At 70.0% G+C, this 19,782-nt stretch carries 22 protein-coding genes; 19 read left to right on the top strand and 3 right to left on the bottom strand.

Annotation, left to right across the window (positions count from 1 at the left end):
* Positions 1-90: 90 nt before the first annotated feature.
* The 4 genes from BM362_RS44180 to BM362_RS44195 all read left to right on the top strand — a co-directional run bounded on the left by BM362_RS44180 (position 91) and on the right by BM362_RS44195 (position 4,604).
* Positions 91-1,458 carry an ammonium transporter gene (locus tag BM362_RS44180; protein WP_067589216.1) on the top strand — a complete coding sequence of 456 codons (1,368 nt, stop codon included), beginning with the start codon at positions 91-93 and terminating at the stop codon, positions 1,456-1,458.
* Positions 1,455-1,793 (top strand): P-II family nitrogen regulator, encoded by a 339-nt coding sequence (locus tag BM362_RS44185; protein ID WP_043827775.1) that lies wholly within the window; start codon positions 1,455-1,457, stop codon positions 1,791-1,793. The genes BM362_RS44180 and BM362_RS44185 overlap by 4 nt, the downstream gene beginning before the upstream one ends.
* A gap of 3 nt (positions 1,794-1,796) precedes the next feature.
* Positions 1,797-4,100, top strand: coding sequence for a [protein-PII] uridylyltransferase (locus tag BM362_RS44190; RefSeq protein ID WP_093577212.1), 2,304 nt, complete (start codon positions 1,797-1,799; stop codon positions 4,098-4,100).
* A gap of 126 nt (positions 4,101-4,226) precedes the next feature.
* Positions 4,227-4,604, top strand: a complete 378-nt coding sequence (locus BM362_RS44195; RefSeq protein WP_067589497.1) for a hypothetical protein — start codon at positions 4,227-4,229, stop codon at positions 4,602-4,604.
* Positions 4,605-4,803: 199 nt separating this feature from the next.
* Here the strand turns inward: BM362_RS44195 and BM362_RS44200 are convergent, their stop codons facing one another.
* Entirely contained in the window at positions 4,804-5,256 is a 453-nt protein-coding gene (locus BM362_RS44200; protein ID WP_067589212.1) for a MarR family winged helix-turn-helix transcriptional regulator, read from the bottom strand.
* Positions 5,257-5,265: 9 nt separating this feature from the next.
* Positions 5,266-7,059: an ABC transporter ATP-binding protein gene (locus BM362_RS44205; protein ID WP_093577214.1), complete on the bottom strand. Its 1,794-nt coding sequence runs from the start codon at positions 7,057-7,059 to the stop codon at positions 5,266-5,268.
* A 209-nt stretch (positions 7,060-7,268) separates the two neighbouring features.
* On the opposite strand from BM362_RS44205, the gene ffh reads away from it, so the two are divergent.
* The 15 genes from ffh to BM362_RS44280 all read left to right on the top strand — a co-directional run bounded on the left by ffh (position 7,269) and on the right by BM362_RS44280 (position 19,297).
* Complete coding sequence (gene ffh, locus BM362_RS44210; RefSeq protein ID WP_067589207.1) at positions 7,269-8,810, top strand: signal recognition particle protein; 1,542 nt, start codon at positions 7,269-7,271, stop codon at positions 8,808-8,810.
* The gene (locus BM362_RS44215) at positions 8,807-9,880 is read left to right on the top strand and encodes an amidohydrolase family protein (protein ID WP_067589205.1); all 1,074 of its coding nucleotides are present in this window, start codon (positions 8,807-8,809) and stop codon (positions 9,878-9,880) included. The genes ffh and BM362_RS44215 overlap by 4 nt, the downstream gene beginning before the upstream one ends.
* 75 nt (positions 9,881-9,955) lie before the next feature.
* Positions 9,956-10,678 (top strand): CPBP family intramembrane glutamic endopeptidase, encoded by a 723-nt coding sequence (locus tag BM362_RS44220; protein WP_067589203.1) that lies wholly within the window; start codon positions 9,956-9,958, stop codon positions 10,676-10,678.
* Positions 10,679-10,766: 88 nt separating this feature from the next.
* A complete protein-coding gene (locus tag BM362_RS44225; protein ID WP_067589201.1) occupies positions 10,767-11,558 on the top strand; it encodes a CPBP family intramembrane glutamic endopeptidase in 792 nt (263 codons plus the stop codon).
* Positions 11,559-11,746: 188 nt separating this feature from the next.
* The gene (rpsP, locus tag BM362_RS44230) at positions 11,747-12,190 is read left to right on the top strand and encodes a 30S ribosomal protein S16 (RefSeq protein WP_009074451.1); all 444 of its coding nucleotides are present in this window, start codon (positions 11,747-11,749) and stop codon (positions 12,188-12,190) included.
* Positions 12,187-12,426 (top strand): RNA-binding protein, encoded by a 240-nt coding sequence (locus BM362_RS44235; RefSeq protein WP_003103110.1) that lies wholly within the window; start codon positions 12,187-12,189, stop codon positions 12,424-12,426. The genes rpsP and BM362_RS44235 overlap by 4 nt, the downstream gene beginning before the upstream one ends.
* A 25-nt stretch (positions 12,427-12,451) precedes the next feature.
* Entirely contained in the window at positions 12,452-12,967 is a 516-nt protein-coding gene (gene rimM, locus BM362_RS44240) for a ribosome maturation factor RimM (protein WP_093577215.1), read from the top strand.
* Between the two features lie 10 nt (positions 12,968-12,977).
* Complete coding sequence (locus BM362_RS44245; protein WP_067589197.1) at positions 12,978-13,685, top strand: hypothetical protein; 708 nt, start codon at positions 12,978-12,980, stop codon at positions 13,683-13,685.
* Positions 13,686-13,689: 4 nt separating this feature from the next.
* Positions 13,690-14,436 carry a tRNA (guanosine(37)-N1)-methyltransferase TrmD gene (trmD, locus tag BM362_RS44250; RefSeq protein ID WP_067589195.1) on the top strand — a complete coding sequence of 249 codons (747 nt, stop codon included), beginning with the start codon at positions 13,690-13,692 and terminating at the stop codon, positions 14,434-14,436.
* A gap of 197 nt (positions 14,437-14,633) precedes the next feature.
* Positions 14,634-15,002, top strand: a complete 369-nt coding sequence (gene rplS, locus BM362_RS44255; RefSeq protein WP_067589193.1) for a 50S ribosomal protein L19 — start codon at positions 14,634-14,636, stop codon at positions 15,000-15,002.
* Positions 15,003-15,033: 31 nt separating this feature from the next.
* On the top strand, positions 15,034-15,960 hold the full coding sequence (gene lepB / locus BM362_RS44260) for a signal peptidase I (protein ID WP_067589191.1): 927 nt from the start codon (positions 15,034-15,036) through the stop codon (positions 15,958-15,960).
* Positions 15,961-16,055: 95 nt separating this feature from the next.
* The gene (locus tag BM362_RS44265; protein ID WP_067589189.1) at positions 16,056-16,844 is read left to right on the top strand and encodes a ribonuclease HII; all 789 of its coding nucleotides are present in this window, start codon (positions 16,056-16,058) and stop codon (positions 16,842-16,844) included.
* The gene (locus BM362_RS44270; RefSeq protein ID WP_003096226.1) at positions 16,841-17,164 is read left to right on the top strand and encodes a DUF2469 domain-containing protein; all 324 of its coding nucleotides are present in this window, start codon (positions 16,841-16,843) and stop codon (positions 17,162-17,164) included. The genes BM362_RS44265 and BM362_RS44270 overlap by 4 nt, the downstream gene beginning before the upstream one ends.
* Before the next feature lie 241 nt (positions 17,165-17,405).
* A complete protein-coding gene (locus tag BM362_RS44275) occupies positions 17,406-17,786 on the top strand; it encodes a YraN family protein (RefSeq protein WP_067589494.1) in 381 nt (126 codons plus the stop codon).
* Positions 17,786-19,297, top strand: a complete 1,512-nt coding sequence (locus BM362_RS44280; protein ID WP_067589187.1) for a YifB family Mg chelatase-like AAA ATPase — start codon at positions 17,786-17,788, stop codon at positions 19,295-19,297. The genes BM362_RS44275 and BM362_RS44280 overlap by 1 nt, the downstream gene beginning before the upstream one ends.
* A gap of 271 nt (positions 19,298-19,568) precedes the next feature.
* Here the strand turns inward: BM362_RS44280 and BM362_RS48615 are convergent.
* A partial coding sequence (locus tag BM362_RS48615) for a hypothetical protein (protein ID WP_208865529.1) occupies positions 19,569-19,782 on the bottom strand: 214 nt, incomplete at its 5' end.

Consider the following 19,782-nt stretch of genomic DNA (forward strand, 5'->3'; position numbering starts at 1 on the left):
GTTCACGCGAGGGAAACGTGAACCGAAGCCTGGTGAAACACCGGCGGCCAACACTTCCTCTGCAGTTGCCCACGGCACGGGAGGACGATTGTGCTGAACGCCGGAGACACCGCCTGGGTGCTGATCAGCGCCGCGCTGGTCATGCTCATGACCCCGGGCCTCGCGTTCTTTTACGGCGGCATGGTCCGCGCGAAGAGCGTTTTGAACATGTTGATGATGAACTTCATCGCACTCGCGATAGTCGGGGTGCTGTGGGTGCTCTTCGGGTTCTCGCTGTCCTTCGGCGACGACGCTTTCGGCGGCCTGGTCGGGAACCTCGACTTCGCCGGCCTGTCGGACGCGTTCGGCAAGCTCGTCGGGCTCGCCAGCGAAGGGCCGCCAGCCGTTCCGTGGCCGGGACCGGACGCGTTGCCCCTGCTCGCGTTCTGCATGTTCCAGCTGATGTTCGCGATCATCACCCCGGCACTCATTTCCGGAGCCATCGCGGATCGCGCGAAGTTCTGGGGCTGGACGCTTTTCGTGACGATCTGGGTCGTCGTCGTCTATTTCCCGGTCGCGCACTGGGTGTTCTCGTTCGACGGATTCACCGGCAAGGATTCGGCGGGCGGCTGGATCGCCAACCAGCTCAAGGCGCTCGACTTCGCGGGCGGCACGGCGGTGCACATCAACGCGGGCGCCGCGGGGCTCGCCCTCGCGCTGGTCCTCGGCAAGCGCAAGGGCTGGCCCAAGGACACCGGCCGTCCGCACAACGTCCCGTTCGTCCTGCTCGGCGCGTCGCTGCTGTGGTTCGGCTGGTACGGCTTCAATGCCGGTTCCGCGCTCGGCGCGAACGACCTCGCGGCCGTCGCGTTCACCAACACGACTGTCGCGACCGCGGCCGCGGTGCTCGGCTGGCTGGTCGTGGAACAGCTGAAGTTCGGCAAGCCGACCACGCTCGGCGCGGCTTCCGGCGCGGTGGCCGGGCTGGTCGCGATCACCCCCGCCTGCGGTTTCGTGAGCCCGCTCGGCTCGATCGCGATCGGCGTGATCGCCGGGGTGCTGTGCGCGCTGGCCATCTCGCTGAAGTTCCGCTTCGGCTTCGACGACTCCCTCGACGTCGTCGGCGTGCACCTCGTCGGCGGTCTCGTCGGCACCGTGCTGATCGGCTTCTTCGCCACTACGAGCGTGAACTCGGCGGGCGCGGACGGCCTCTTCTACGGCGGCGGCTTCAAGCAGCTGGGCATCCAGGTGGTCGCCGCGCTCGCCGTCCTGGGCTACTCGTTCGTCATGACCTTGATCATCGGCTTCGCGATCAAGAAGGCCGGCGGCTTCCGCGTCAGCGCCGAACACGAGGTCAGCGGCATCGACGAGGGCCAGCACGCGGAGAGCGCCTACGACTTCACCGGCATGGGCGGCCTCGGCCACTCGGCGACGTTCCCGGTCAAGCCCGTCACGAAACTCGAGGAGACCAAGGCATGAAGCTCATCACCGCGATCGTCAAGCCGTTCACGCTCGACGACGTCCGCTCCTCGCTGGAGCAGCTGGGCGTGCTCGGGATGACGGTGAGCGAGGTCCAGGGCTACGGCAGGCAGAAGGGCCACACCGAGGTCTACCGGGGGGCCGAGTACTCGGTGGACTTCGTGGCCAAGCTGAAGATCGAGGTCGTGGTGGACGACGTCGTGGTCGAGAAGGTCCTCGACGCGGTCACCACCGCCGCGCACACCGGGAAGATCGGCGACGGGAAGGTCTGGGTGACTCCGGTGGAGACAGTGATCCGGGTCCGCACCGGCGAACGCGGCACGGACGCGCTGTAGCCGATGACCGACGGGGGAGAACTCGCCCGAGCCACTGCGCTGCTGCTCGACGGACGGCACGGAGCACCCGCACTGCGGAACTCCTTGGTCGATCTGTACGAGTTCTGGCTCGGGAAGGGAGCGACGGCGGCCGGCGTCGACACCGCGGACCCAGGTGTCGCGCTGGTCGCCGTAGGGGGGTTGGGACGGCGCGAGCTGGTGCCGTACTCCGATCTCGATTTAGTGTTGCTGCACAACGGAAACAGTCAGGTAGGAAAGATCGCCGACGCGCTGTGGTACCCGTTGTGGGACGCGCGGGTCGGTCTCGACCACTCGGTCCGCACGCCCGGCGAGGCGCTGAAAGTCGCCGCGGAGGACCTGCGTACCGCGCTCGGCCTCCTCGACGCCCGGCACCTGGCGGGCGACCCGGCGCTCACCGAACGCCTCGCTTCCGCCGCCCGCGACCAGTGGCGGCGCACCGCCCGCAAACGCTTGCCGGAGCTGGCCGAATCCGTCCACAGCCGATGGCGGCGCAGCGGCGAGATCGCCCAATCCGCCGAGCCGGACCTGAAACACGGCCGCGGCGGCCTTCGCGACTTCGGCGTGCTGGAAGCCCTCGCGGCCGGACAGCTCACCGCGCGACCGGGCGAAGACCTGTTGGCAGCCAAGCAGCTCTTGCTCGACGTCCGCACCGAACTGCGCCGCGAAGCACGTCGCGAACGAGACATTCTCAGCGCTGCCGACGCCGACGTCGTGGCACACGAACTGGAACTCGGCGACCGATTCGCTCTGGCGCGCAAGCTTTCCGGAGCGGGCCGAACCATCGCGTACGCCGTCGATGTCGCTCTTCGGTCTGCTGTGGAACAACCCCGCCCGCGCTTCGGCCGTCGACCGGTCCGGCGCCCGTTGGCGGAGGGCGTCGTATTGCACGGCGACGAGGTCGCGCTGGCCCGCGACGCTCTTCCCGCCCGAGACCCAGCGCTCCTGCTTCGTGCCGCAGCGGCCTCCGCTCGTGCCGGAAAACCCATCTCGCCGGGCACTTTGCGCACCCTCGCGGAGTCCGCCCCCGAACTGCGCGAACCGTGGCCGGACGACGCCCGCAACGCCCTCGTCGAACTGCTGGGCGCGGGGGAGGGGCTGGTCGACGCGGTCGAAGCCCTCGACCGCACCGGCCTCTGGGCCCGGCTGTTCCCGGAATGGGGTGCCGTGCGCGACCTGCCGCCGCGCTCGCCAGTGCACCAATGGACCGTCGACCGGCATCTCGTCCAGGCGTGCGTCGAAGCGGCGAAACTGACCACCACCGTGTCGCGGCCGGACCTGCTGCTGATCGGCGCGCTGCTGCACGACATCGGCAAGGGCCGCGAAGCCGACCACTCCGAGCTGGGCGCGAAGATCTCCGCCTCAGTAGCGCAACGGTTGGGCCTGCCGCCCGCGGACGTCGCGACGGTCTCCGCGATGGTCCGCCACCACCTGCTGCTCCCGCACACCGCGACCAGACGCGACATCGGCGACCCCGCGACCGTCTCGCGCGTGGTGAAAACCCTGGACCGCGACGTCGTCCTGCTGGAACTCCTGCACGCCCTCACCCGAGCCGACTCGCTGGCCACCGGCCCCGGCGTCTGGACCGACTGGAAGGACCGCCTGCTCGCCGAACTGGTCAGCGGCTGCGAGGAAGCCGTGCACGGCAAGGGTTTCACGCCGCCGGAGCCCCTGGACGACGACCAACGCGAGCTCGTCGCCGAAGCCACCCGAACCGGCGTCGGCCAAGTCCGGATCTCCGCACACGGCAAGGTCGTCACGGTGCTGCTGGCCGTGCCCGCGGACCGTGAACTGCTCGCTCCCGCGGCCGGGGTGCTGGCGCTGAACTCCCTGGAGGTCCACTCGGCGGTGCTGCGCGAGCATTGCGGCCGGGCAGGCGTCTTCACCGCGTCGCCGAAGTTCGGGTCGCTGCCGGATCCCGCACTGCTGCGGGAACAGTTCGCCCGCGCGGTCGCCGGGACGATGCCGCTCACCCAGCGGTTGGCCGCGAAGGAACGCGACTACGCGACCTCGTCGGCGGTCGTGGTCAAGCCGGTGGTGCGCTGGTTCGACGACGAAACGAGCGGCCCCGACGCCGTCGTGCTGGAGCTGCGCGCCGCCGACCGGATCGGCCTGCTCTTCCGCGTGGCGAGCGCCCTGCGCCGCGCCGAGGCCGACGTCCACTGGGCGAAAGCCGCGACCCTGGGCGGTGCCGTCGTCGACTCGTTCGCCCTCTCGCCGCGCTCCGGGCACGTCACCCCGTCCTGGCGAGCCGCGATCACCGACGCCGTTCTGGCCGCCGTCTCCTGACGGCGGATGACCAGGCAGACCCGCCCGGATTGCGCCATCCGGGCTCACCCATCCGGGGTGTCGGGAGCGAAAGGGCCGGTTCCGATGGCAGGATGGCGGGTCCGGGCAAGGGGCGAGGTGAACGCGGTGCGAGGTCACGAGAACCTGCCGGAGCTTTCGCTGCCCCCGACAGTCGTGGCCGGGCACCTCCGCACCTGCGCCGAAGAACTCTCCGCCCTGCTGCGCGGCGACGGATCCGCCGCCACCCTCGGCGAGCTCTCCGAAGTCGTCGCCCAGCTGGTCGCGGGCCAGCACGCGCTGTCCCACGCACTGGCCGGTCTCGCCGGTCGCATGGACGTCCGCAACCCGGCGCTCGCCACGGTCTCGCCGTCCGAAGTCGAGGTTCTCACCGAGGTCCTCCAAGCCGCCGCCTGCGCGGTCAGCTGTTCGGCCGAGGAACTCGCCGACGCCGAACCGCTCTTCGAATTCACGAGCGACTCCGCGGGGCCCGACACCCGCGTTTGAGTAGTCCTACTCAGTCCGGATTGGGGGACTTCACGCTGCCGCGCGCCCGGTCCCGGACGGCAGACTTCTCCCCAACGCAGGGTGGTCGAGGGGGAACCGCTCCGTGTGCCTGCGGCGGAAGGCCTCCTGGGGAGGTGAGCTCTTCCGCCTTGGTTCCGGGGACGGCCGTGGGGAGCGGCCGCCCCGGAACTCCCCGGCCTCAGGAATCCGCGATCCGCGTCAGCAGCCCGGCCGCGAGCCGGAGCAGCTCCTGTTCGGTGGGGCTCAGCGTCCGTTCGACGGCCGCGGCCAGCCAGGCCTCCCGCGCGATCGAGTAGTCGCGCAGTTCCCGCAGCCCGGCCGGGGTGATGTCGATCAGCGATCGCCGCCCGTCCGCCGGATCCGGGGTGCGCGTGATCCATTCCCGTTCGGCCAGCGAGGCCAGGATCCGCGTGAGCGACTGCGGGTGCATCCGCTCGGCCTCGGCCAGTTCGCCCGGAGTGTGCGTGCCGCCCCGGTACAGCCGCGAAAGCACCGCCAGCACAGCCGGTCCCGGGGCTGGAGTGTCCGCTTCGGAGCGCATCCGCCAGTTCAGCCGTCCGACGCCCTCGCGCACCGCCCGGGCCAGCGTCGCGAGCTCGTCGGCCCGGTGAACGTCGGGTTCGGTCTCCATGCGGCCACATTAGGCGGTTTCTCCCCGCACCAGCGCGGCGTACCTGCCGTCCGAGGCGAGCAGCTCCGCGTGCGTCCCCCGCTCGACGATCCGTCCCGCGTCCAGCACCGCGATCTGGTCCGCATGCTCCACAGTGGACAGCCGGTGTGCGATCGCGATCGTCGTGCGGCCCGCGGCGAGCCGGTCCAGTTCCGCCTGCACCGCCCGTTCCGTGCGGTTGTCCAGCGAACTCGTCGCCTCGTCCAGGATCAGCACCGGCGGATTGCGCAGCAGGATCCGCGCGATCGCCATCCGCTGCTTCTCCCCGCCGGAGAACCGGTAGCCGCGTTCCCCGACCACGGTGTCGTACCCCTCCGGCAGCGCGGCCAGCGTGTCGTGGATGTGCGCGGCCTTCGCGGCGTTCTCCAGTTCCTCGTCGGTGGCGTCCGGCTTCGCGAACCGCAGGTTCTCCCGCACCGAGGCGTGGAACAGATACGTCTCCTGCGACACCAGCCCGACTCCGGCGGCCAGCGACGCGAGCGTGACGTCCCGGACGTCCGTCCCGTCCACGCACACCTTTCCCTCAGTCACCTCATACAGCCGAGCGACCAGGTAAGCGAGCGTCGTCTTCCCCGAACCCGTCGACCCGACCAGCGCCGTCGTGGTCCCCGCGGGCACGTCGAGATCGATGTCGCGCAGCGTCCACGGGCCTTCGTCGTCGTAACGGAACGACACCCCGCGCATCGAAACCGCCCCGCCGCTCGGACGCAGCGTCCGCGCGCCCGGCTGGTCGTCGATCTCCACCGGCAGATCGAGCACCTCGAAGATCCGCCCGAACAACGCCTTCGCCGACGAGACGTTCTGGCCCACCGTCTGCATCGCCGTCGCGGGCGCGAGCAGCCGGTTCAACATGCTGGTGAAGGCGACGGCCGTGCCCAGCGAGATCGGTGCCGCGCCACCCGCGAGTTCCAGCCCGGCCGCCCAGTAGACCAGCGCCGGGATGATCGTCAGGCTCATCGTCCGCGCCGCCCGCTGCCACCGCCCGGCCAGCGCGGCACTGCGTTCCAGCGCCGCGACCTCGCGCGATTCCTCGGCGAACCGGTCGCGCATCAGCTTCGCGTTGCCCATCGTCTTGGCCAGCAGCACGCCGGTGACCGACAGCGATTCCTCGACGATCGTGGTCAGCCGCGCCATCCGCCGGGTCCGGCCGCGGGCGAGCTTGCGCTGCTTGCCGCCGAGGCGCAGCGTGAACAGCAGGAACAACGGCACGACGACCAGCGACAACAGCGCCAGCTGCCAGTCCATGACCAGGATCGCCATCGCGATCGCCAGCGCCGTGGTGCCGTTCTGCACGATCGAAGCGGCGGTCCCGGTCACGACGTTGTCCACGCCGCCGATGTCGTTGAACACCCGCGACAGCACCTCGCCGGTCTTGGTCCGGGTGTAGAAGCCCAGCGACATCCGCTGCAGATGGCTGTACACCGCGACCCGCAGCTCGTTCATCACCCGCTGGCCGATGGTGTTGGACAGCCCGGTGGTCCGCACGCTCAGCGCGCCGGACCCGAGCGCGGCGGCGATCATCCCGGCCGCCAGCAGGCTGACCAGCAGGACGTCGCGGTGCGGCAGCGCGTCGTCGAGCATCTCGCGCAGCAGGAACGGAGAGGTGACGCCCAGCCCGGCCTGCACGACCAGCAGCGCGCCCAGCCCGGCCAGCGCCCGCCGGTGCGGCCGGAACAGGCCCGCGATGCGGCGGAACGGGACCTGTTCGTCCTCGTCTCCTGCCGGTTCGGCGAGCGTCGGACGCCGGGCAGTAGCTGATGTCATACGCCTATGTTTACTTAATCGCCGACGCTGGTCGAGCGGTTTTCGCGTGGTTGAGGTGTTGTCATCCGGTCAATTAATACGTGTACGCGTAGTACCCTCCCCGTACCCGTGAAGGCCGGGCGGCCGGGGCGGCTACCCTCGGAAGATGCCGGGGGTGCCGAGCGCCGCCCGGCACGCGAACTTTCGACCCAGCTGGAGCGTGCACCCCCGTGTTCGACACCCTCTCCGATCGGCTCACCTCGGCCCTGCAGTCGCTCTCGCGCAAGGGCAGGCTGTCCGACGCCGACATCGACGCCACCGCGCGCGAGATCCGCATCGCGCTGCTGGAAGCGGACGTCGCGCTCCCGGTGGTCAAGGCGTTCATCGCGAAGATCAAGGACCGGGCGAAGGGCGCCGAGGTCTCCCAGGCGCTGAACCCGGCACAGCAGGTCGTGAAGATCGTCAACGAGGAGCTCGTCGGCATCCTCGGCGGCGAGACGCGGCGGCTGAACCTGGCCAAGAACCCGCCGTCGGTGATCATGCTCGCCGGTCTCCAGGGCGCGGGCAAGACGACACTGGCCGGCAAGCTGGCGATGTGGCTGAAGAAGCAGGGCCACGCGCCGATGCTGGTCGCCTGTGACCTCCAGCGGCCGAACGCGGTCAACCAGCTGCAGATCGTCGGCGAGCGCGCGGGCGTCACCACGTTCGCGCCGGAGCCGGGCAACGGCGTCGGCGACCCGGTCGACGTCGCCCGCCGCGCCATCGAAGAGGCCAAGCACGCGCAGCACGACATCGTCGTGGTCGACACCGCCGGTCGCCTGGGTGTCGACGAAGAGCTGATGAAGCAGGCCGCGGACATCCGCGAGGCCGTGCAGCCGGACGAAGTCCTGTTCGTGGTCGACGCGATGATCGGTCAGGACGCGGTCACCACGGCCGAGGCGTTCCGCGACGGCGTCGGCTTCACCGGCGTGGTGCTCACGAAGCTCGACGGCGACGCCCGCGGTGGTGCCGCGCTGTCCGTCCGCGAGGTCACCGGCCAGCCCATCCTCTTCGCGTCCAACGGCGAGAAACTCGAAGACTTCGACACGTTCCACCCGGACCGGATGGCCTCGCGCATCCTGGGCATGGGCGACGTGCTGACCCTGATCGAGCAGGCCGAACAGCACTTCGACCAGGAGCAGGCCGAACAGGCCGCGCAGAAGCTCACCAGCGGGCAGCTCACGCTGGAGGACTTCCTCGAGCAGATGCTCGCCGTGCGCAAGATGGGCCCGATCGGCAACCTGCTCGGCATGCTGCCCGGCGCGGGCCAGATGAAAGACCAGCTCGCCGCGGTCGACGACAAGCAGCTCGACCGGCTCCAGGCGATCATCCGCGGCATGACGCCCGCCGAGCGCGCCGACCCGAAGATGATCAACGGCTCGCGCAGGCTGCGCATCGCGAACGGTTCGGGCGTGACCGTCCGCGAGGTCAACGACCTGGTCAACCGCTTCTTCGAGGCGCGCAAGATGATGGCGCAGATGGCGGGCCGGTTCGGCTTCGGCGGCGGAGGCGGCGGGAGCAAGAACCGCAAGGGCAAGAAGGGGAAGAAGGGCAAGAAGGGCCCCACGCAGCCGAAGATGCGCGGCGGGATGCCCGGCGGCATGCCGATGCTGCCCCCCGGCGGCGGGATGCCCGGCGGGATGCCGGACCTGTCCCAGCTCGGCGGCATGAACGACGTGCCCGGTTTCGACCCGTCCAAGTTCAAGCTGCCGAAGGACCCGAAGAACAATTGAGCCCGCTGCACCTCTCCGGCACCGTCCTGCCCGACGGCGAACCGCGTGACCTCTGGATCCAGGACGGAAAGCTGTCGTTCGAGCCGGTTCCCGGCGCGGAAACGCTGTCCGCGGGCGGATTCGTGGTCCCCGGGCTCGTCGACGCGCACTGCCACCCGGGCCTCGGCCCGCACGGCGGACTGTCGGTGGCGGATGCGGCGGACCAGGCCGCGACCGACCGCGACGCGGGCACCCTGCTGATCCGCGACTGCGGCCTGCCGCTCGACGTCCGGCCGCTGCAATCCCGCGCCGACCTGCCCACGATCATCCGCTGCGGACGCCATCTGGCGCTGCCGAAGCGGTACATCCCCGGCTTCGCGATCGAACTGGACGACCCGGCCCTGCTGCCCGAAGCAGTCGCCGAACAGGCCCGCGACGGCGACGGCTGGGTCAAGCTCGTAGGCGACTGGATCGACCGCGGCCAAGGCGACCTCGCCCCGCTCTGGCCGGACGATGTACTGACCGAAGCCATCCGCATCGCCCACGACCTCGGCGCGCGCGTCACCGCGCACGTGTTCGGCGAAGCAGCGCTGCCAGGCTTGATCGGCGCAGGCATCGACTGTCTTGAGCACGGCACCGCACTGTCGTCAGACCAGCTCACCGAACTCGCGCGCCGCGACGTCGCGTTGGTGCCCACGCTCATCAACATCGAGAACTTCCCGGGCATCGCGGACAAGGCAGGCAAGTACCCGACGTACGCGGCCCACATGCGCGCACTGCACGCCGGTGTGGCTGACATGGTGTCCTCGGCCGTCGAAGCGGGCGTACGCGTCTTCGCGGGCACGGACGCGGGCGGCATGGTCGAGCACGGCCGTATCGCCGACGAAGTCGAAGCGCTCCACCGCGCGGGGATGTCGCGTACGCAGGCTCTCGCAAGCGCTTCCTGGGAAGCGCGCGAATGGCTGGGCCATCCCGGCATCGAACACGGCGCCCCGGCCGACCTGATCGTTTACGCCGACGACCCGCGCGCCGACTTGGCCGCGCTGCACCACCCGACCCACATCGTTCTGGGCGGCACCGTCTTCCACTGACCCCCGCTTCGCCGCCTGCAACCTCTGCGCGACCCCGCCTCGACGCGCCACACCACAGGCACATAGCGTGAACCTGTGGCCGAAGACGGTGGGGGAAAGCGAGTTCTGGGCGCCCATTGGGCATTCGCCGCGTTCTTTTTCGGAGTAGCCGGCTACTACCTCGTCACCCTCCTCACCGCGGCCGCGTTCAACCGGCACGTCGGCGACGACGACCCGGTCGAGGCGTACGCGGGACCGTTGCTGCTGCTGGCGTTCCTGCCGAACCTGATCCTCGGCCTCGGCCCGGCGATCGCCTCGCTGCGATACGGCTCCGGTCCCGAACGCGACTTCGGGCTCCGCACCCGGGGCCGCGACCTCCGCATCGGCCTCGCCTGCGGCCTGCTCGCGCTCGTCGCCGGCTTCGTGCTGAACGCCGCCGAAATCGCGGTCTTCGGCGGCGACGAGGTGTCCGACAGCCCGCTCACCGACCTGCCCGACGTGTCCGGCGGCAGCCCGGTCTGGCTCATCGCGACCGCGCTGGTGCTGGTGATCGCCGTCCCGCTCACCGAGGAACTGCTGCTGCGCGGGGCGCTGTGGAACGCCCTGCTGCACTACAAGATCCCGCCGTGGGTGGTGCTCGTGCTCACCTCGTTGATGTTCGCGCTGCTGCACGGCGAGACCACGCGCACGATCGCGCTGTTCGGCCAGGGTCTCGTCCTCGGGCTGGCGCGGCACTATTCCGGCCGGACCTCGGCGAGCGTGCTCGCGCACGCGGCCAACAACCTGCCGCCGGCCGTCCTTCTCTTCATCGGGCATTGAGGGAAACCGGTGACCGGTCGAGTACTGTGCGAAACCATTTCGGCCGCTAGGCTCGACCAGTGAGCAGAGCGAGCACGGGGAGGCGGGCGTGACCACATCACAGCCCCGTGAACCTTTCTCCCGTGCGCTCTCCCCGGAGGACTTCGTGGCCGAACCGACCGCGTTCCCGGCACATCGCTGGGGATTCGGGGCGTTCCTGCTGGTCGAGGCGGTGCTGCTGGCGTCGGCCGCGTTCATCGGCGCACTGGCCGGGCCGACCGCTCCGGGCAGGCCGCTGCCGATCAGCACAGTGCTGCTCGGCACGATGCTGCCCACCATGATCGCCGCGGGCGCCGCGGTGCTGATCACCGTCGTGCGCGGCAACGGCCCGAAGCTCGACCTGCGGCTCGAATGGCGCTGGCCGGACGTCTGGACCGGGCTCAAATTCGGCATGCTCGGCCTCCTGCTCACCTCGCTGAGCGCCTACGTGTGGACCGAGCTGGTCGGCTCGGCGGACGCGACGTCGGCGATCAGCGCGCTGGTCGACGACCGCAAGATGTCCGTACCCGCCGCCGCGGTGATGTTCGGCTACCTGTGGCTGCTCGGGCCGATCTGCGAGGAGATCATCTACCGCGGCCTGCTCTGGGGCGCGGTGGAACGGCTGCAGTGGCGCAGCGAGCGCTGGGGCCGGGTCGCCGCGTTCCTGCTGTCCACCGCGGTCTTCGCGGCCAGCCACCTGGAACCGCTGCGCACCACGTTGCTGCTGGTGATCTCCATCCCGATCGGGCTGGCCCGGCTGTCCACCGGACGGCTGGCGGGCAGCGTCGTCGCGCACGCGGTCAACAACTTCCTGCCCGCGGTCGCGATCCTGCTCGGCGCGCTCGGCGTCGCGTCCTTCTGAGGCCCCTGCGGGCGTCCGAGGGAGCCCCTGCGCAGGCACAACGACGGCATCTGGCAGAATGTTCGCTTGCCCGCTTCCGCCGGACCCTCTCGCCGTGTGGAAGCTCCTGACCTCCGGGTGCCGCAAGCCTGTCCCCACGGGTTCGGCGCGCGCCCCGCACCACACAGCACTGAGGAGTACCCACACCCGTGGCCGTCAAGATCAAGCTGCAGCGCCTCGGCAAGATCCGTGCGCCGTACTACCGCATCATCATCGCCGACGCGCGCACCCGCCGGGACGGCAAGGCCATCGAGACGATCGGCAAGTACCACCCGAAGGAAGAGCCGAGCTTCATCGAGGTCGACACCGAGCGGGCGCAGTACTGGCTGGGCGTCGGCGCGCAGCCGACCGAGCCGGTCCAGCGCATCCTCGAGATCACCGGCGACTGGCAGAAGTTCAAGGGCCTGCCGGGCGCCGAGGGCACCCTGAAGGTGGCCGAGCCGAAGCCGTCCAAGCAGGACCTGTTCAACGCGGCGCTGGCCGCGGCCGGCGAGGAGCCCTCCACCGAGGCCGTCACGCCGAAGAAGAAGTCGGCCCCGAAGAAGGCCGAGGCCGAGAAGGCGGAAGCCGCTGAGGGCGAGAAGTCCGAGTGAGCTTCCTCGCCGACTCCCTCGAGCACCTGGTGCGCGGGATCGTCGACAACCCGGACGAGGTCCGGGTCGAGCTGCTGACCACGCGTCGTGGCCGCACGCTTGAGGTGCACGTCCACCCCGACGATCTCGGCAAGGTGATCGGCCGGGGCGGGCGCACCGCGACCGCTCTGCGCACCGTGATGGGCGGCATCGGCGGCCGAGGCGTCCGCGTGGACGTCGTCGACACCGATCGCTGACCCGGATTCTCGGAAACGGTCAGGTATGGACGTCGTAGTCGGCCGTATCGCGAAGGCGCACGGCATCCGCGGCGAGCTCGCGGTCGACGTGCGCACGGATTCGCCGCAGCAGCGGTTCGCGATCGGTGCGGCCGTCACGACGAAGCTGCGCGACGGCAGCACGAGAGAACTCACCATCGCAGCCGCCCGCGAACACAGCGGGCGGCTGCTGGTGCGTTTCGAGGAAGTTCTCACGCGCGACGTCGCGGAAGCCCTGCGCGGCGCCCTGCTGCTGGCGGACACGGACACTTTGCCGCCCACCGGAGACCCGGACGAGTTCTACGACCACGAGCTGGCCGGCCTGCGCGCCGAGCTGGCCGACGGGACGGTCGTGGGCAAGGTCGTCGAGGTGGTCCACTCGCCTGCCGGGGAACTGCTCGAACTCGATCACGACGGACGCTCGGTGTTGGTACCTTTCGTCCGCGCCATCGTTCCGGTGGTGGATGTCGCGGGGGGCCGGGTCGTGCTCGATCCGCCCGAAGGCCTCCTCGACGCCGGCTGAGGGGGAGTTCGTGAAGTTCTGGGCGAAGGCTGCCTTCGCAGCCGTTCTGGCCACCGCTTTCGCCGCGCCGCCCGCGCAGGCCGCTTCGCCGGTGTACGGCGACTTTTCGCTGATGTTCCAGCGCAGCGCCGGCCAGTACGCGCCGCCGGGGGAGAAGGCGTTCCAGTGGGCATGGTCGCCGCAATCGGCCACCGAATCGCAGATCACCTGGGGCGACCCGGTCACCTGGCCGCCCGCGACCGCCGAGCACTTCGTCCGCTCGGGCGACTGGGTGCTGATCGACGGCTGGGACGGCAACGGCACGTACTACTCGGAGCGGGTCACCGAAGAGTCCGTGTGCACCGGCTCCGCCTGTACGCCGATCCCGTCCGACGGCGGCCGCCAGCACTACGTGCGCTGGACCGTGCCGTCCACCGACTACCGGCTCGTCGCGCGCGGAACGATCACCGAGCAGAGTTCGGGCAAGGTCGTCCACTTCGAGCATCTGCAGACCTGGGGCGCGCCCGCTCCGTGCTCGAACGCCCGCTTCGGGGCGCGCACCTGCATCACGCAGACCGAGACCTGGTCGGACGACAACGGGCTGCCCGCTGGGTCGCCGGTCCGCCAGACGCTGCACCGCAGCATCAAGATCGCTAAGGGGCTCGGCATGGCCTTCGCGATCGACCAGGACGTCCCGAGCCCGTGGCACGCCGAGGCCACCGAGTACTGGAACTGGTAACCGCTTGCGCATCGACGTCGTCACCATTTTCCCCGAGTACCTCGACCCGCTGCGCGCCGCGCTGCTGGGCCGGGCGATCGACCGCGGCCTCATCGAGGTCGGTGTGCACGACCTGCGCGACTGGACCCACGACGTGCACCGCGCGGTCGACGACGCGCCGTACGGCGGCGGCCCCGGCATGGTCATGAAGCCGCAGATCTGGGGCCCGGCCTTGGACGACGTGTGCGGCGAAGGCACCCGGCTCGTGGTCCCGACTCCCGCGGGCAAGCCGTTCACCCAGGAGCTGGCGCACGCCTACGCCGAGGAAAAGCACCTGGTGTTCGCCTGCGGCCGCTACGAGGGCATCGACCAGCGGGTCGTGGACGACGCGGCCCGCCGGATGCCGGTCGACGAGGTCTCGATCGGGGACTACGTGCTGGTCGGCGGCGAGGCCGCGGTGCTGGTGATGGTCGAGGCCGTGGTCCGGCTGCTGCCGGGCGTGCTCGGCAACGCCCGGTCGGCGGCCGAGGACTCGTTCTCCGACGGCCTGCTCGAAGGCCCCAGCTACACCCGCCCGGAGGTGTGGCGCGACCTGCCGGTGCCGGACGTGCTGCGCTCGGGCAACCACGCGCTCATCGACCGCTGGCGGCGCGACCAGGCGCTGGAGCGCACCGCGCTCCGGCGGCCGGATCTGCTGGCCCAACTGCCGGAAGGCAGCCTGGACAAGCGGGACCGCGAGGTGCTCGAAGGGCTGGACGACCAGCCCGGATAGGCCCCGTGCGAGGTCTCCGGGGGCCTCTGCCATAATGGATTGGTTGGCGTGACGCGTCATTTTGTACTTTGGCCACCGGTCGAAGCGAGAAGCCGCGAAGCCAGCCGTGAATGCCATCAGCCCCGGGCTAGTCGCAGTGAACTCCACTGCGCGCTCAAGCTGTACGTAAGCCACACGAATACGAGGACGGACCACCGATGAACACCCTGGACGCGCTGGACGCGCAGTCACTGCGTTCCGACATCCCGGCCTTCCGCCCCGGCGACACGCTCAAGGTGCACGTCCGCGTCATCGAGGGCAACCGCGAGCGCAACCAGGTCTTCCAGGGCGTCGTGATCCGCCGGCACGGCGGCGGCGTCCGGGAGACCTTCACCGTCCGCAAGGTCTCGTTCGGCGTCGGTGTCGAGCGCACCTTCCCGGTGCACTCGCCGAACGTGGCCGAGATCGAGGTCTTCAAGCGCGGCGACGTGCGCCGGGCGAAGCTGTACTACCTGCGCGAGCTGCGCGGCAAGAAGGCCAAGATCAAGGAGCGCCGCGAGAACCGCGAGACCACCTCTGCCCGCTGAGTGGCGAGTCGGTTACCGGTAGCCTGGCGACGTGGTCGAACCTGTGTCGCGGAACGCCGATGAGGACGGCCCCGAACGCCCGGACGAGGACCAGGAACGGTCCGGCGGGCGTCGGGGGTCGCACCGGCGAGGCAAGTCCTCGAAAAAGCGGTCGTTCTGGAAGGAACTGCCGATCCTGATCGTGATCGCCCTGGTGCTCACGATCGTGATTCAGGCGTTCCTCGCGAAGGTCTACATGATCCCCTCGGGATCGATGGAGGCCACGCTGCACGGCTGCCCCGGGTGTACCGGCGACCGGATCCTGGTCGACCGCGTCACCTACGACTTCACCGACCCCTCGCCGGGGGACGTGATCGTGTTCAAGGGCCCGCCCGCGTGGACCGAGAACGAGATCGCACCGCAGGAGTCGAGCAACATCGTCGTGCGCGCGCTGCGCGGTCTCGGCTCGCTGGTCGGCTTCGCGCCGCCGGACGAGCGGGACTTCGTCAAGCGCGTCATCGCCACCGGTGGCCAGACCGTCCAGTGCTGCGACGACCGCAACCGGGTGATCGTCGACGGCAAGGCCCTCGACGAGCCCTACATCCACTGGGAAGACAAGAACCACCCCGTTCAGGAGTCGTTCGCCCCGGTGAAGGTCCCGCAGGGCGCGCTCTGGGTGATGGGCGACAACCGCAACAACTCCGCCGACTCGCGTTATCAGGGCGGCGGCGGACCCAACGGTGCCGTGCCGGTCGACGACGTCATCGGCAAGGCCCGCATCATCGTGCTGCCGCCGGGCCGCTGGGGCGGGATCTCGGACCACAATCCGCAGGAGAACGCCCAGCCGGTCGCGCTCGGCGCGCCCGCCTGGCAGCAAGGGCTGCCGCTCGGCATCGGCTTCGCCACCGCGGTGCCGACGCTCTTCGTCGGACGCCGGTTGAAGGCGGGCCTCCGCAAGGCGGCCGGCCGGAGACGTTGAGCGGTGCGCTCCGTCGTCCGCGACTCCCGGGTGGTGTTCCGGTGACTCTCCCTCCTCCCCGTACTCCGGCAGAACCGCCGCGCCCGCCGCGTGCTGTGGTGCGCGGCGAGCTGTTCTGGGGTCTGCAAGGCGCACTCGAACGACGCGGCCTCGGCCCGGTCGCCGGGGTCGATGAAGCCGGTGCCGGAGCTTGCGCTGGCCCCCTCGTGGTGGCTTCGTGCGTGCTCCGTCCGGGCGACGGCGCACGATTGCCCGAGCTGACCGATTCGAAGATGCTCACCGCGAAGGCCCGGGACCGGGTGTACGACCGGGTCCTGCACCGCGCCCTCGACTACTCGGTGATCGTCATTCCTTCCGAGCAGGTGGACCTGCTCGGCATCCGGGTGATGAACCTGGAGGGCATGCGCCGCGCCGTCGCCGGTCTGCGCACCCATCCCGGGTACGTCCTCACCGACGGCTTCCCGGTTCCCGGCATTCCCGCGCCGAATGTCGCGGTGATCAAGGGAGACCGCAGCGTCGCGAGCATCGCGGCGGCGTCGGTCCTGGCGAAGGTGACGAGGGACCGGATCATGGCCGGCCTGCACGAAGAGTTGCCGGCGTACGGCTTCGACGTGCACAAGGGCTACAGCACCTCGGACCATCTGGCTGCGCTGAGTGAGCACGGCCCGAGCCCGGTGCACCGCTGGTCCTACACGAATGTCGCCACCGTCGCCCTCGCGCACGGACTCACTGCCCCGCATCCGGTCGTGCTCACCTACGCTGCACTGGAGAATGCCCTGGAAAAAGCGGGCGGGCCGGTCCGTGCCCCGGGCCGCTCGGTGGGTAAGAATGAACGCTCCGCCGCCGGAGCAGGACGAACGCGAGGAGGGGCGCGGATTTCATGAGCGCAGAGGATCTCGAGAAGTACGAGACCGAGATGGAGCTCTCGCTGTACCGCGAGTACCGCGACATAGTGGGCCAGTTCTCGTACGTGGTGGAGACCGAGCGGCGGTTCTACCTGGCCAACGCGGTGGACGTCCAGGTCCGCGACGGCGGCGGCGAGGTGTACTTCGAGGTGCGCATGTCGGACGCCTGGGTGTGGGACATGTACCGCCCCGCCCGGTTCGTCAAGCACGTCCGGGTCATCACGTTCAAGGACGTCAACGTCGAAGAACTCGACAAACCCGACCTGCGGCTTCCCGAGGACGGCCCGTTCTCGGGCTGATCCCCGTTTTTCGCCACGAGGCCACCCGGCACTTGCCCGGGTGGCCTTCGTCGTTCTCCGCCCCCCGCACACCGCACCGACAATCCGCCTGGATTTCTCCCCCGCGGACCAGCGCTGATCCACAACCTGCGGGTTATCCACAGCTGCGCTGAATCCCCCTGGCGCCGTGTTCGGTCACGCTGCGATCGTTACAGCACACGCACCGTGATCGGCGGTGCTCACGCTGTCCGAGGGGGACACCATGAACGACGGCCCGCACCCCGGCGCGGCCTGGCGCCGGACGTTCGGCCGCTGGGGCGAGGATCTCGCCGCCCGGCATCTCCAGGCCGCCGGCATGGTCCTGCTCAGCCGGAACTGGCATTGTCGCGAGGGCGAGTTGGACCTGGTCCTCTCCGAAGGCGACCGGGTGATCTTCTGCGAGGTCAAAACCCGCTCCAGCACCGAATACGGCACGCCGGCCGAGTCGGTGACACCGGACAAGATCGACCGCGTCCACCGGGCCGCCATGCGCTGGCTCAAGGAACATCGAGTCGGCTGGTGCCGCATCCGCTACGACGTCGTGACCGTCTACGCCCCCGATGGCGTAGAGCCGGTCGTCCGGCACCTGGCGGGTGCTTTCTGATGCCACACGCCAAAACCTGGTCCGTCGCCTTGCTCGGCATCGAAGGCCGCGTAGTAGAAATCGAAGCCGATCTAGGCGGCGGCCTGAGCCGGGTCACCCTGGTCGGCCTGCCCGACGCTGGCCTCCGCGAGGCGAAAGACCGAGTCCGCTCCGCAGTCCGCAACTCCGGCCAATCCTGGCCCGACGGCAAAATCACCTTGGCCCTGTCTCCCGCCAATCTGCCCAAAATGGGCTCCGGCTACGACCTGGGCATCGCCGCCGCCGTCCTGGCCGCCATCGGCGCCGTCCCTGCCCGGAAACTCCTGCACACCATCCTGCTGGGAGAACTGGCTTTGGACGGCCGAATCCGCCCCGTCCGCGGCGTCCTCCCCGGCCTGCTGGCGGCCAAAGCCGCAGGCCACGAACGCGCCGTAGTACCGACCGAGTCCTTGGTCGAAGCCGCCCTGGTCGACGGCCTGGAAGTCTCCGGGGTAACCCGCCTGGCCGAACTGATCGCCTGGCTCAAAGACGAAGCCGACCTAGAACTCCCCGCCGCTCCCACAGCGGCCGCGCCCGCGGAAGTCCCCGACCTGGCCGACGTAGTAGGTCAGCCAGAAGCCAGGTGGGCCCTGGAAGTCGCCGCAGCAGGCGGCCACCACCTCCTGCTCACCGGTCCACCCGGCGTCGGCAAAAGCATGCTCGCCAGACGCCTCCCCGGCCTGCTGCCGGATCTCGCCCCGGCCGAATCCCTGGAAGTAACCGCCATCCACTCGGTCGACGGCTCCCTCTCAAAGTCATCGCCCCTGGTAACCGTCCCGCCCTTCGTCGCCCCACACCACTCGATCAGCCCACCAGCCCTCATCGGCGGCGGCACCGGCCTGGCCGCTCCCGGTGCCATCAGCCGGGCACACCGAGGCGTGCTTTTCCTGGACGAGGCCTGCGAATTCGGCAACCAGCGCCTCGACTCGCTCCGCACCGTCATGGAAGAAGGCGAAGTCCGCATCGCCCGTGCCAAAGGCGTCGTCTGCTATCCCGCCCAGTTCCAACTGGTCCTGGCCACCAACCCCTGCCCCTGCGCCCCACCGCGCGAAACCGACTGCACCTGCTCGGTCACCACCCGCCGCCGCTACCTGTCGCGCCTTTCGGGCCCACTCCTGGACCGAGTAGACCTCCGCGTCCGCCTACGCCCGCTAACCGCGATTTCCGCCCATCAATCCACCGCCCCCGAACCGTCCTCGACCGTCCGAGCCCGGGTCCTAGCCGCCCGCGACCGAGCCAAACACCGCTGGCACGAACACGGCTGGCTGTCCAACACCGAAGTCCCGGGCCCCGTCCTGCGCCGAGATTTCGCCCTGCCGCCGCCCGCCACCGCAGTCCTGGACCGAGCCCTGGACCGCGGTTTATTGACCGCCCGAGGAGCCGACAGATGCCTGCGCATCGCCTGGACCCTTGCCGACCTGGCCGCCCTGCCCCAACCCGACACCGACCACGTCACCGCGGCCCTGGACTTCCGAGAACGCAAAACCGGCTGACCCGCCCCGAAGGCCGTCCCGCACGCTGAACCCCCACAAGCCCCTCGCTCGGCGGACGGCCTGAAACCCCGCGGGCATCAGCTCTCGCCGGGCAAATGGCCCGACTGCGGCAAGCGGTTCTGGCACCTGCTCAGCCGTGCCCGGCGACCCTTCCCCCGCTGCGGCCGTGTGCGCTGACCGCGGCGAACGCCCCGAATTCAACCCGGTACCCGCTCCCCGATGTTCGGACCAGATGTCCTGACTCCCAGACCAGCAAGCCTCCCTCAGCCCTTCAGCCCGGCAGCCTGTGTCCCAGTCCCAGTCCCAGCCCCAGCCCCAGCTCCAGCCCCAGCCCCAGCTCCAGCTCCAGCCCCAGTCCCAGTCCGAGGCCGAGTCCGAGCCCCAGCCTCAGTCCGAGCCCCGAGCCCCGAGCCCCGAGCCCCGAGCCCCGAGCCCAGCCCAGCCCAGCCCAGCCCAGCCCAGCCCAGCCCAGCCCAGCCCAGCCC

This window comes from Amycolatopsis rubida (assembly GCF_900115345.1).
Lineage (GTDB): Bacteria > Actinomycetota > Actinomycetes > Mycobacteriales > Pseudonocardiaceae > Amycolatopsis > Amycolatopsis rubida.